This window comes from Echinimonas agarilytica, assembly GCF_023703465.1.
GTDB lineage: Bacteria > Pseudomonadota > Gammaproteobacteria > Enterobacterales > Neiellaceae > Echinimonas > Echinimonas agarilytica.
Map to the genome: position 1 here is coordinate 38,464 of NZ_JAMQGP010000002.1, position 13,453 is coordinate 51,916.

The following is a 13,453-nucleotide window of genomic DNA, read 5'->3' on the forward strand; positions in this document are numbered from 1 at the left end:
TACTGGGGTACTGGGTGCCAACCAAAAATATAACGGATATTGAGTACAAAACGTTTCGAGATTATCTCGAAAAACAATGCGGTATTGTGCTCGGTGATAACAAACAGTATTTGGTGAAGAGCCGGCTAGCGCCAGTATTGACCAAATATAAAATAAAGAGCTTAACGGAGTTGTTGAGCTCCTTATCGTCTATTTCTCAGCGGGAACTGCGTGCCGCTGTCATTGATGCCATGACAACCAATGAAACGCTGTGGTTTCGTGATGGTTATCCCTTTGAACTTCTTAAAAGTAAAATATTCCCTGATTTTCATGGGCAACGAAAGCCTATTCGAATGTGGTCAGCGGCTTGTTCTTCGGGGCAAGAGCCTTATTCATTGTCAATGACCTCGCTTGAGTATCAAATGCAGCGGCCGGGCACATTACCGGGCGGGGTGGAAATTCTGGCAACTGATATTTCTGCCTCTATGCTCGAGCAATGTAAAGGTGCTGAATACGATGAGCTTGCTCTTGCGCGCGGATTGTCTCCGGAACGGCGTCGCCAGTTTTTTGAAAAAGCTGATAGCGGGCGTTTCCGCTTGAATTCAAAAGTCCGGCAGCAAGTCACATTCAGATATGCAAACTTGCTTGAGAGTTACGCATTACTGGGGCGTTTCGACATTATATTTTGTCGTAATGTATTAATTTATTTTTCGGCGGATGTGAAGTCTAAGATTATTAATCAGTTTGCCGGTGCCCTGAATCCAGGTGGTTACTTGATGCTCGGCGCTTCAGAGTCTATCTCTGGATTAAGCGATAAGTTCGAAATGGTTCGCTGCAATCCAGGTATTGTGTACAAAGTCATCAAATAACCTTATCTACCCTCAAAGGGCATGCAACACTTGTTGTGTGCCTTTATTGTCCTCACTTTCTATTCAAAGTGTCAAAAAATAGACTGGCATAACTATTGCTTTATCTCAATGTAATCTATTTGGGAGGCGATTATGGCGATTAATTTTGACAATGCTCTTGGCATACATCAGCACACACTCGGTGTGCGGTCTCAGCGCGCAGAAGTATTGGCTTCTAACATGGCTAATGCCGACACACCTAACTACAAAGCGCGTGATATCGACTTCCAAACTGCGCTTTCAAGAGCGCAAAGTAACCAATCTGGACGGCAAAGTCTTGCCCGTACAAACGAGCGTCATATTGCCATGTCGTCAGAAATGACGCCGGAAATGAAGTTCCGAGTACCGAATCAGCCTGATACCGGAGATGGCAATACCGTTGACGTTCAGGCTGAACGTAACAATTACCTTCAAAACTCGTTGGAATATCAAGCCAGTGTGCAATTTCTGGGCAGTAAGTTCAAAGGGCTTACTAAAGCTCTGAAAGGGGAATAATTATGAGTTTATTTAACGTATTAGATGTATCGGGTACGGCAATGTCGGCACAGTCGGTACGCATCAATACCACCGCAAGTAACTTGGCAAATGCCAACAGTGTATCGAGCAGCTCTGAGGAAACTTATCGAGCCCGCCAACCCGTATTTGCTGCGGAAATGAATCGAGCAATGAATCAGCAGCCTCATAGTGTTCCTGTCGAAGTGGTCGGAATTGTTGAGAGCGATAAGCCATTGAATATCGAATATATGCCAAATCACCCGATGGCAAACGAAGAAGGCTATATCTACAAGCCCAATGTTAATGTTGTGGAAGAAATGGCGAATATGGTTTCAGCTTCACGCTCGTATCAAACTAACGTGCAAGTGGCTGATGCTGCGAAACAAATGCTGCAACGTACGTTAGCATTAGGCCAGTAAGGAGTAATCCATGAGTATTGATACTTCGGTTTCAAATCCTTACCTCGATAGTTTACGCATCGACACAAGCGATAGCGCTAAGTACGAGACAGAGGAAGAGCGTAGTGAATTGAGTCAGGAGGACTTTTTTTCTTTGCTAACCCAGCAGCTAGCTTATCAAGATCCGTTTAAACCGGTGGAAAATGCTGAAATGATCTCTCAGATGACATCATTTAGTACTGCCGAAGGGATCACCAAGCTTAATGATCAGATCACCGACATGAATGCCATCATGTCATCGTCTCAAGCGCTGCAAGCTTCAACCTTGGTAGGGCAAAAAGTGTTGGTACCGGCAAGTACTGGCCACAATGACGGTGATGGTATAGACGGTATTGTTGCCGCTGAACTGCCGACTAACGCATTAACGGTGACCATTGAAGATGAAGTGGGACAAGTGATAAAGACTATCAGCATAGGGGATGTAGCCGCAGGAACGACTCAGTTTGAATGGGATGGCACAGACCTTGCTGGTAATCCTGTAGCTGAAGGCAACTATGTTGTGAAGGCAAACGGTTTCCAGGATGGCAAAACCGTTGAATTGGCCTCTGCTGTGTACGCAAAAGTAGAAAGCGTAAGCCTAAGCAATTCATTAAGTGAAGCCGCTCTGAATTTATCAGGGTTGGGCAGTATTACATTAAGCGACGTATTAGAAGTCGCTGAAGGTTAACCTTCTTCCGAAGACAGGAGAGTAGTTATGTCATTCAACATTGCCCTGAGCGGCCTGAATGCCTCACAAAAAGACTTAGACACAACCGCCAATAACATTGCGAACGTGAACACATATGGTTTTAAAGAGTCGCGTGCAGAATTCGCAGATGTTTATTCAACCAGTGTCTTTAGTAATGCTAAAACGAAAGTGGGTGAAGGCGTTACGACCTCAGATATTGCTCAACAATTCAACCAAGGTAGTTTTTTGTTTACTAATAACTCCCTTGATATGGCTGTTGATGGCGAAGGTTTCTTCGCAACCAGTGCGAACCCTGACGACTTGAATGTGAATTTAACACGCGCAGGTGCATGGAAATTAGATGATAACAATTTTGTTGTTAACTCGAACGGTGAGTTTTTACGTGTATTTCCAGTCAATCCAGACGGCACAGTATCATCGGTGGCTTTAGCTTCAACTCAGCCGTTGGAAATTCCAACATCAGCTGGGGAGCCCACTCAAACGGCTCTTGTTGATATTAGTGTGAACTTACCAAGTGGCGCTGTACCGCCTGATGATGGAGCGGGCTTGCCTGTTCCGTTCGATTTTACAGATCCATCTTCCTATAATGCTTCAACGTCGGTGACGACTTATGACTCCTTGGGGCAAAGTTACGTGATGACAACGTACTATCGTAAAGAGAACTTGTCGCCAGCCCCAAGTGATCCCAATAAATGGGAAGTGTTTTACACCGTTTCTGATGGTACTGATACACGTCCCGTCAGTGTCGATGATTTAGCAACCGGTGGTAGCCAAGGTGATGTCGCTTTCACTGATCCGAATACGGGTCGAGCAATCTTTGGTCACTCGATCATCTTCAATACTGATGGCTCATTGAACTCCATTAACGGCGGCAATGACGTTGTTACCGAGGAACTTGGTGTGGGTGGTGCTGGTGTGAACATGGGCGGTGCCGATGAAACTCAACAAATTACCGTGAATCAGAACGATCCAACTCAATATGCGTCTGCATTTGAAGTCAAATCCTTGAGTCAAGATGGTATTACAGTTGGCCGTTTAACGGGTATCGATATTGGAACCAATGGTTTGGTGCAAGCGACTTACTCAAATGGTTTTACCGAACCTTTGGGGAAAATTGCGTTGATCACCGTGGCTAACTCACAAGGCTTAGCTCAAATTGGTAATACGTCGTGGCAAACAACCCAAGGTTCAGGCGACCCGTTAGCGGGCGAACCTGATTCTGGTTCATACGGTAAAATTCGTTCAGGTACGATTGAGCAATCAAACGTTAACTTAACGACAGAATTGGTTGATTTGATTACTGCCCAGCGAAACTTCCAGGCCAACAGCCGAGCGCTCGAAGTCAATAATACAATTACTCAGAATATTCTCCAGATTCGATAATATCTGGTTTTAAGAAGGCTGCTTTCGAGCAGCCTTTTTTATGTTTACTGTTCAGTTTTTGTCTTCTTTATTCCCACCACGTTTTTGACGCTTATCAATTAAATCCTTTAAATTCAATGCTTAGCAGATATGGCATCTTAATTGCAATTTCCATAGTAATACTTCGTTCGTGACAAAGGTTTGACTATGGATCGCGCTCTTTACATCGCCGCTCAAGGTGCCAATCAGAATATGAATGGCATTGCACTTCGCAGTAACAACCTTGCGAATGCCAAAACCACCGGCTTTAAAGCTGATATGGAGCAGGCCCGAGCAATGCAAGCATTTGGCGAAGGCATGCCCACGCGTGTATTCGCGATGACCGAACGCCCATCTCAAGATTTTAGAGCGGGCTCCTTCCAAACTACCGGACGTCCACTAGATGTTGCCGTTAAAGGCAATGGGTGGTTTGCCGTGCAGGGCGCAGATGGACAAGAAGCCTATAGCCGAAGTGGCAATTTAAAAGTCGCGGATACCGGCATTCTAGAAAACGGTAGAGGCCAAATGATGATGGGGCTAGGTGGCCCAATCATTGTGCCAGTGCCCATGGAAAAAATAGAAATTGGCTCTGATGGGACCGTTTCAGTGTTGCCTCAGGGCGCACCTCCCAATGCCATGGAAATTGTAGGGCGAATCAAAATGGTAAACCCCGACATTCGAGAGATGGTCAAAGGCACTGATGGACTGTTTCGATTGAAAAGTGGCGAAGATGCCGAAGAAAGTTTTGAAGCTCGTTTAGCGACGGGTGTTTTAGAAGGCAGTAATGTGAACGCTGCTGCTGAAATGACCAACCTTATTAACCTGCAACGACAGTTTGAGATGCAGGTGAAACTTATGAAAACCGTTGAAGATATGGACTCAGCGTCCTCTCAACTTATGAGCTTACGCGGTTAACACTAGGAGATACTGACGATGCATCCCGCTCTATGGATTAGTAAAACAGGCCTTGACGCGCAACAGACTGATATCTCGGTTATTTCGAATAATATCGCGAACGTTAGCACGGTCGGCTTTAAGAAAAGCAGGGCGATCTTTGAAGATCTGCTTTATCAAAATATTCATCAGCCCGGTGGTGCCTCTTCAGCAAACACCGAAATGCCATCGGGGTTGATGCTTGGTGCTGGTGCCAAAGTTGTTGCAACGCAAAAAATCCATACTCAAGGTAATTTGCTGACCACCGACAATGCGTTGGACTGGACCATTGAAGGCAAGGGTTTTTTCGAAATTTTGCTCCCCGACGGCAACATCGCATACACCCGCAATGGTCAATTTACCTTGAATGACGAAGGCACCATTGTCACCAATGGCGCTGGGTATGAATTACAGCCCAATATCCAAGTTCCAGATGATGCCCAGAGCATTACTGTGTCAGGAGATGGCGAAGTCTCTGCCCAAGTTTTAGGTCAGGCAGAAGCTGTGGTACTCGGGCAGTTGACTATTTCAGATTTCATTAATCCATCGGGGCTAGAACCGTTGGGTGAAAATTTATATTCCGAAACAGGTGTAAGCGGAGCTCCTGTTCAGGGTAATCCCAACTTGGATGGCTTAGGTCGAATTCGTCAAGGTGCACTTGAAACATCCAATGTGAATGTGACCGAAGAATTAGTGAACCTGATTGAAAGCCAACGTGCCTACGAGATGAATTCAAAGGTTATCTCGGCGGTCGACCAAATGTTGTCGTTCCTTAATCAGCAGCTTTAAGCGAGGTTTGATATGAAACGCTTGATGATCATGAGTGCGTTAGTCGTTGCAGGATGCGGAGCGACTCAAAAACCCATTCAGGATGACCCGTACTATGCGCCGGTATTTCCGGAGATGCAGACTAATCCGGTGATCGCGAGTGGTTCATTATTTCAATCTGAATATGCGCAGAATCTGTATTCCGATATTAAAGCCCATCGAGTAGGCGACATTATTACGGTTGAACTGACTGAGTCGACCACGGCTAAGAAACAAGCAAAAACTGAGATTGATAAAGATTCAGGCGTATCACTCACAACGCCCGTTCTGATGAACTCTCCGATCACATATAAAGATCAAGAAATCAACGCCAGCATTAATATGGCGAATTCATTTTCAGGTGAGTCAGATGCGGATCAGAGCAATAGCTTGCAAGGCTCCATTTCTGTTCACGTGGTGCAGGTGATGGCCAACGGTAATCTAGTGGTACGGGGTGAAAAGTGGATTACATTAAACAATGGCGATGAGTTCATTCGTTTATCGGGGATCATTCGTCCAGAAGATATCTCAACAGAAAATTCAATATCATCGACTCGAGTGGCCAATGCTCGCATTCAGTATGCAGGAACAGGGGCTTTTGCCGATGCGCAAGAGCAAGGCTGGTTTAGTGCTTTCTTCAACAACCCACTGTTTCCATTTTAAAGGAGCAACGCATGATGTCGTTTAGAACTTTATTCATGATGTGTCTGAGCCTTATTGTGGCCATTGGGCCCGTTCAGGCAGAACGCTTAAAAGACATCGCCCGAGTTCAAGGCGTTCGAGACAACCAAATTGTGGGGTATGGCTTAGTTGTTGGTTTACCGGGCACCGGTGAAACCAGCAACTTTACCGAGCAGAGTTTTCGCACCATGTTGAGTAATTTTGGAATTACTTTGCCATCGGGTCAGCGCCCTAAAATCAAAAACGTTGCAGCTGTTGCGGTTCATGCCACCATGCCTGCGTTTGTGAAGCCGGGCCAGAAAATTGACATTACAGTGAGCTCTGTGGGAAGCGCTGAAAGCCTCCGTGGCGGTACATTGTTACAAACCTTCTTAAAGGGGGTAGATGGCAAAGTCTACGCGATGGCGCAGGGCAATTTATCGGTGAGTGGTTTTAGTGTTTCAGGGCAAGACGGTTCCAAGGTGATTCAGGATACACCGACCGTAGGACGTATTCCTGGTGGCGCGATTGTAGAGCGTGAAATTGCCTCACCCTTTGCACAAGGTGACTATCTCACATTCAACCTCGATGATGCAGACTTTTCAACTGCCAAGCGCGTATCTGATGCAATCAATGATTTAGTCGGTCCCAGTACAGCTATGGCGATGGATGCTGCATCAATTCGGGTTTTGGCACCCAGAGATGTCTCTCAGCGCGTTGCGTTTCTATCGTTATTGCAAGAAGTCACGGTGGAACCGGCAGACACTTCTGCTCGTGTGGTCGTGAATGCGAGAACAGGCACCATTGTGATTGGCAAAAACGTCACTCTATTGCCCGCAGCTATTACACATGGTGGCTTAACCGTCACCATTGCAGAAACACAGCAAGTCAGCCAAGCCAACCCATTCGCACAAGGTGGTGAAACGGTTACCACCAATAATAGTGTGATTGACGTCAATCAAGAAGATGCTCGCATGTTTTTGTTTAATCCAGGCACAACGCTGGATGACTTAGTTCGAGCGGTGAACGCCATTGGCGTGGGTCCCAGTGATGTAATGGCGATTTTAGAAGCGTTAAAGCAAGCAGGAGCCTTACGTGGCGAGCTTATCATCATCTAATCAACTTATGCCTTCTGAGCAGGCGCTAAACCAAGCAGGCACGTTTAACGACATAGCGTCGTTAGATAACCTGCGCTCTGCAGCACAAAAAGATGAGAAAGGTGCGCTTCGAGAAGTTGCGTTGCAGTTTGAGTCCATCTTTATGCAGATGATGCTTAAAGGCATGCGCGAAGCAAATGCTGCGTTTGAATCGGATCTATTTAATTCAAATTACTCAAAGTTTTATCGTGATATGTCAGACCAACAAATGGCGCTGAGCATGTCTGAACAAGGTGCTTTGGGGTTAGCTGACGTCATGATTGAGCAGTTAAGCCCTGAAACCAGCAAAATGACCCCTGCAAGCGTGCTTCGTAATGCTGAATCAGAGCGCCCTCAGTCGATCACTCTACCTTCTGAACTCAATGCGATTTCATCACGTTCTTCTCGACTAGCAGAACAGACTCAGCCTGTTCAACTAACTGAACAAGAAGCGTTATTCAGTAGTCCCGAAGACTTTGTTGAAAAAATGCTGCCGCTTGCGCGGCAAACTGCTGCCGCTTTGGGCGTGGACGAAAAGGCCATACTGGCACAAGCGGCATTGGAAACGGGATGGGGCCAAAAAGTGATTCGAAATAGTGACGGTTCGAATAGCTTCAATCTCTTTAATATCAAGGCTTCCGGCGATTGGAAAGGGAACCAATCTCGGGTGTCTACGTTGGAGTTTGAATCAGGGCTACCCGTCAAAAAAATGGCTTCATTTAGAAGTTATGAAGGCTTCAGAGATAGCTTTGATGATTATAGGGAATTTATTGGAAATTCATCACGTTATAGTGATGCTGTAAGTAAAAAAGACGACTCGGCAGGATTTTTGCAGGAATTACAGCGTGCCGGTTATGCAACGGATCCCGACTATGCCAATAAAGCATTGTCTGTGCTTCGTAAAGTTGCCGGAATTATTGATTCGAAATAACGCAGTAGAACGAATTTCCGGAGCTTCCAAATGGCGGTAGATCTATATCAAATTGGCGTGAGTGGACTGTTAACAGCGCAACAACAGCTGTCGACAACAGGTCACAACATTGCAAACGTCGATAACGAAGGCTTCACTCGCCAACGAGTCATTCAAGGCACTCAAACCCCTCATTGGGAAGGCTCCAATTATCTCGGCACAGGTACATATGCGCAGGAAGTGTCGCGCATTTATGACCAATTCGCATTTAAAGAAGTTGTTTTTCAACAAAGTCGCTTTAGCCAAGCAGAGGATTACCATACTCGACTAGCCGGCTTGGATAGTAACTTATCCCGCAGCGGAACCAACCTCCTCGATACTGTTGCAGCATTTTACGATGCGGTGAATGCCATTGTTGATCAGCCCAACGATATTGGTATTCGTCAAGTCATGCTCGACAAGGCAAATGCCATGGCAGGCACGTTTAATGCGATGAATAGCAATCTTGAAATTGAATATGCGGCGGTGCAAAAAGATATAGAAACAGTGGCTCAGCGAATGGATGAAATTGCAGAGCAGCTGGCACAAATTAATAGCGATATTGTTGCCGCATCAGGCGCAGGCCAGGGCGCAACACCCAATGATTTATTGGATCGCCGTGATCAACTCGTCAAAGAATTATCTGAATACACAACCGTTTCAACTGTTGAGCAGCCGACGGGAGCGATGACGGTCATCATTGGTTCTGGGCAAACACTGGTTGCCGACAACACAGCATTTAGCGTCACTACTATTCCAGGCGATTTAGACCCCACTGATGTACGAATTGTGCTCGAACAGAAAGGAAATATCGTTAATTTAGATACCGCAAACATTGGTGGAAAGTTACAAGCGATGTTTGACTATCGAGATGGTGAACTCAAGCTGGCAATGCGCGAGATGGGGCTCACTGCAATGGGCATCGCAGATGCGATGAATAATCTTCAGTCCGTTGGATTAGATTTGAATGAGACATTTGGTAATGACTTATTTACGCCGATTAATCAACTCGATATTGCACAACAACGAGTGGTTGATGCGACCAACAATACAGGAACTGAAGCCCACCTCGTTAACATCACCGATACTAATTTGTTAACTGGCAATGAATACGCATTGCGTTACGACGCTGCCACCGGCTATACCCTCACAGATATTACCAACGGTGACTCTTATGCTTTGGGCCTGACAGGTACCGGCCCATTTTTTCCTGATGCCGATGGTGATGGCGAATCTGATATTGGCTTTGAGATTGAAGAGCTGGGCACTGGCCCTGTGGCAGATGGAGATTCTTGGTTAGTGAAACCGACACGTGGTTTTGCTGGCGATATTGCTGTCGAGATTTCCAACCCAGAGCAGATAGCAGCGTCCTCTGTACTGGCGATATACCCCGATAGTGGCAACGTGAGCCCCGCGTCGGTGACTTTAGAAAATATCACTGATGTCACCAACCCTTTGTTTCCCTCAGCAGGAAATCCATTGGAATTTGTGTTTATTGAAAACGGTGGTGTATTGGAATACGACGTGCTCGATAGCACCGGCGCTTCAGTGATTGGTGGTTATCAACCGCTGGGTGCAACACCAGCAAGTATTCCTGCATTACCCATTGATTTAGGTTTTACCGTTGAAGTCACAGGAAACCCAGTGGGGCAGCCACCGAACACGCCAGATTCATTTGTCATTGAATACGCGTTTGGCACAGGCAACAACCTCAATGCTATTGCCATGGCAAATATCCAAAATGAAAAGCTTTTGAAAGATGGTCGAGCGACGATTCAAGACAATTTTCAAAACCTGAATACTCAAATCGCTGTGAAAACAGAAACCGCTGAAATTCAATTGAGTACAGTCACCATCACCAAAAGCGATGCTGACTCCCGCTGGTTGGGTATTAGCGGTGTCAACCTTGATGAAGAAGCATCCAACTTATTGAAGTATCAGCAATCTTATCAAGCTGCCGCGCGAGTTGTGACCGTGGCGCGTGAAATCGTCGATACCCTGCTTAATGCAGTGTAATTAGAGGTTTTTGTCATGCGAGTATCCACATTTCAATTTTACCAGTCGAATACTAATAATATTCTCGACAAACAAAGCCGAGTGAATGATCAAATCATTCATTTATCGGAAGGCAAGCGCGTCATTGTCGGTTCGGACGACTCGGTTGCCACCAATTCGATCCTCAATTATAAGCAAGAAATCCGAGTGACCGATCAGTACCAGAGAAATGGCGATTTTGCAGAGTCACGCCTGCGTGCAGAAGAAACCGCGCTAGGCTCTGCTGAGACGGTGTTACTCCGTATCAAAGAACTGACATTGCAAGGTAATAACGGTGCTTTGGGGGCAGAAGAACGCGATGCAATCGCGCAAGAACTAGAAGCCCGTTTAGAAGAGTTGCTGAGTCTTTCGAATACCAAAGATGAAGGCGGTAATTATGTTTTTGCCGGCTTTCAAACGTCTATTAAACCGTTTGAGCAACAGCCTGATTCATCAGTGATTTATAACGGTGATCAAGGCCAGCGTGAAACCAATTTAGGTCCGTCGGTTACGATTACGACAAATGATTCAGGCCAAGATGTATTTGTTGAAATTCCTAATAGTGTGGGTCACTTTAGGCCTGAATATGGTCCGAATACAACGGGTCTATATGGCCCAATTAACGCTGGGAAGGCTTTTGTAGACTCGGCCACCATTGTTGACCCATCTCAGTATGATACGGCGGCATTTCCTCCGCCTTACACCATTTCTTTTCAAGAGGATCCCGTCACTCTAGAAATGGGGTACTACGTCACCGATTCGAGTGGCGCCTATATTGAACCCGCGCAACCCGCGCCTATTCCCCCGGCACTTGCTGTTACTAATCCATATGTACCGGGCGAAAAAATCTCGATTGTGAATGACAGTGTGGAATTCATTCTTACAGGAGATCCGGTTGACGGTGATGTCATCGAGTTGGGCGAACAAGACAGTAAAGATGTGTTCGAAACGGTAAATGAAGTCATTGATTGGCTTCGTTCGCCGCGCGGCACTGATGAGCAGCGTAATCAGTTGCAAGTTGATATAGGCCACCTTATCGAAGATTTAGATTCCAGTTTCAATCACATCACTGCGATCCATGCCAGCGTCGGGAGTCGGCTTCAGGTTGTAGATAGTCAAAACAGTATCAACCAAGACTATGTATTAACGATCGAGACAGCACGTATTCAATTGGAAGATTTGGATATCGCAGAGGCAACAACAGAATTTAAGCGGCAAGAAATTGCCTTGCAGGCTGCACAGGCATCATTTGCGCAGCTCCAAAATTTGACGCTTTTTCAATATATATAGATAACTGATTGAAAATAAACAAAATAAAATTTTGGCATAGCAAATGCATTTACTTCTGTGTAACGCCAAATTAACGGCAATTATTTGACTCATAACCGGATGGCTTCAAGCCCCGGCAAAAAAAGATGAAGTTGGAGACTGATCATGGCTTTAACCGTACAAACTAACATTTCGTCGATTACGGCTCAGCGTAACCTGAATCGGTCTACCGACGACTTAAACGTATCTTTAACTCGTTTGTCTTCTGGTTTGCGTATTAATAGCGCACGAGACGATGCAGCGGGGCTACAAATTTCAAATCGCCTTACATCTCAAATTAATGGGTTGGGTGTGGCCACTCGGAATGCCAACGACGGCATTTCGATGTCACAGACAGCAGAAGGTGCATTGCAAGAATCAACGAACGTATTGCAGCGGATGCGAGATTTGGCCATTCAATCTGCCAATGGCTCAAACGCAGCCAGTGACCGCCGAGCGATTCAAGAAGAGATTGCTCAGCTACAAAAAGAACTAACACGTATTGCTGAAACCACAACCTTTGGTGAGCGTAACTTATTAGACGGTACCTTTGGTACTGAATCATTTCAGGTGGGTGCAAACGCCAACGAAACCATTGAAGTGTCACTTGCTGCGTTTACGGCATCAGACATGGGCGCTTACCAACAACAATTGTCAGTTGCATCTGATGCAACTCAAGCGGTTACTGCTGGTTTAGGCGGCGTTGTGACTGGCGCGGCAGCCAGTGCGCCGTTGGCCAATGGCGTGGGCGCGGGTACGGTGACAATTACAGCAAACGGTGTGCAAGTTGATACCACAATAACCGCTGATGCAAGTGCGAAAGACATTGCCAATGTAGTGAATGCCGTTGAAGGTGAAACGGCAGTGTCTGCAGATGCTCGAACGAAAGCGATTTTGAGTGGCTTTAGTGGAGATGACACGATTTCATTTAAGTTGTCTGGCTCCAGTGATGACCCATTGGATTCGAAAACAATTATTGCTGTAACAGGACCAAATGGCGAACTTGATGGTCTCGCGAACGAGATTAATAAGGTTTCAGGTGATACTGGCGTCACAGCTTTTGTAAACTCAGATGGCAATGTTGAACTTGTCAGCGAACAGGGTGACGACATTGGCATGTCTGAATACCTCAGTCGAAACACAACTGTTCTATCTGTTCAAGCTTATGAGTATGACGGCACCACAGTTGCTGGAGCGGCAACAACCTTAGCCGGTGCGGGGGGGAATGTTACAATTGCCGGAACCGTGAGGTTTGATAGTGCGACGTCATATGTCGTAGACACTAATGGTGGTAACTCCTTAGTCGGCTCGTCTGACCCTCTGGGTTTATATGGTGCTGCTGCAGCAACTAACGTCTCTGGTTTGGCTGAAGTATCAGATATTGATGTGTCATCCGCGAAAGGCGCGCAGGATGCTATTGCCGTGATTGACGGTGCGTTAACCTATATCGATAGCTCAAGAGCCCAACTGGGTGCGGTTCAAAATCGTCTGGCTTCGACTATTTCGAACTTGGATAATATTATCGAAAACCAAAGTGCTGCTAGAAGCCGTATTCGAGATACAGACTTCGCGGCAGAAACCACTGAACTGACCAAGAATCAGATCTTGCAACAGGCTGGCACTTCAATTCTTGCTCAAGCACAGCAGATTCCTCAGGCCGCACTAAGTTTGCTGCAAGGTTAATCTCCGAGTAAGCT

At 46.1% G+C, this 13,453-nt stretch carries 13 protein-coding genes; all 13 read left to right on the forward strand.

Features of this window, described 5'->3' with window-relative positions:
• The first annotated feature begins 14 nt into the window (after window positions 1-14).
• Window positions 15-848 carry a CheR family methyltransferase gene (locus tag NAF29_RS04495; protein ID WP_251260305.1) on the forward strand — a complete coding sequence of 278 codons (834 nt, stop codon included), beginning with the start codon at window positions 15-17 and terminating at the stop codon, window positions 846-848.
• Window positions 849-980: 132 nt separating this feature from the next.
• Window positions 981-1,382, forward strand: a complete 402-nt coding sequence (gene flgB / locus NAF29_RS04500) for a flagellar basal body rod protein FlgB (protein WP_251260306.1) — start codon at window positions 981-983, stop codon at window positions 1,380-1,382.
• A gap of 2 nt (window positions 1,383-1,384) precedes the next feature.
• Entirely contained in the window at window positions 1,385-1,801 is a 417-nt protein-coding gene (gene flgC, locus NAF29_RS04505) for a flagellar basal body rod protein FlgC (RefSeq protein ID WP_251260307.1), read from the forward strand.
• 10 nt (window positions 1,802-1,811) lie between these two features.
• The gene (locus NAF29_RS04510; protein WP_251260308.1) at window positions 1,812-2,507 is read left to right on the forward strand and encodes a flagellar hook assembly protein FlgD; all 696 of its coding nucleotides are present in this window, start codon (window positions 1,812-1,814) and stop codon (window positions 2,505-2,507) included.
• Window positions 2,508-2,534: 27 nt separating this feature from the next.
• The gene (flgE, locus tag NAF29_RS04515) at window positions 2,535-3,911 is read left to right on the forward strand and encodes a flagellar hook protein FlgE (protein WP_251260309.1); all 1,377 of its coding nucleotides are present in this window, start codon (window positions 2,535-2,537) and stop codon (window positions 3,909-3,911) included.
• 186 nt (window positions 3,912-4,097) lie between these two features.
• A complete protein-coding gene (locus NAF29_RS04520; RefSeq protein WP_251260310.1) occupies window positions 4,098-4,844 on the forward strand; it encodes a flagellar basal body rod protein FlgF in 747 nt (248 codons plus the stop codon).
• Window positions 4,845-4,862: 18 nt separating this feature from the next.
• Window positions 4,863-5,651 (forward strand): flagellar basal-body rod protein FlgG, encoded by a 789-nt coding sequence (flgG, locus tag NAF29_RS04525; protein ID WP_251260311.1) that lies wholly within the window; start codon window positions 4,863-4,865, stop codon window positions 5,649-5,651.
• 12 nt (window positions 5,652-5,663) lie between these two features.
• Entirely contained in the window at window positions 5,664-6,332 is a 669-nt protein-coding gene (flgH, locus tag NAF29_RS04530) for a flagellar basal body L-ring protein FlgH (RefSeq protein WP_251260312.1), read from the forward strand.
• Window positions 6,333-6,370: 38 nt separating this feature from the next.
• Window positions 6,371-7,447 carry a flagellar basal body P-ring protein FlgI gene (locus NAF29_RS04535; protein ID WP_285817627.1) on the forward strand — a complete coding sequence of 359 codons (1,077 nt, stop codon included), beginning with the start codon at window positions 6,371-6,373 and terminating at the stop codon, window positions 7,445-7,447.
• The gene (gene flgJ / locus NAF29_RS04540) at window positions 7,425-8,396 is read left to right on the forward strand and encodes a flagellar assembly peptidoglycan hydrolase FlgJ (RefSeq protein ID WP_251260313.1); all 972 of its coding nucleotides are present in this window, start codon (window positions 7,425-7,427) and stop codon (window positions 8,394-8,396) included. The genes NAF29_RS04535 and flgJ overlap by 23 nt, the downstream gene beginning before the upstream one ends.
• A gap of 30 nt (window positions 8,397-8,426) precedes the next feature.
• The gene (flgK, locus tag NAF29_RS04545) at window positions 8,427-10,430 is read left to right on the forward strand and encodes a flagellar hook-associated protein FlgK (protein WP_251260314.1); all 2,004 of its coding nucleotides are present in this window, start codon (window positions 8,427-8,429) and stop codon (window positions 10,428-10,430) included.
• Between the two features lie 15 nt (window positions 10,431-10,445).
• On the forward strand, window positions 10,446-11,738 hold the full coding sequence (gene flgL, locus NAF29_RS04550; protein WP_251260315.1) for a flagellar hook-associated protein FlgL: 1,293 nt from the start codon (window positions 10,446-10,448) through the stop codon (window positions 11,736-11,738).
• A 144-nt stretch (window positions 11,739-11,882) separates the two neighbouring features.
• On the forward strand, window positions 11,883-13,439 hold the full coding sequence (locus NAF29_RS04555; protein ID WP_251260316.1) for a flagellin N-terminal helical domain-containing protein: 1,557 nt from the start codon (window positions 11,883-11,885) through the stop codon (window positions 13,437-13,439).
• Window positions 13,440-13,453: the final 14 nt, after the last annotated feature.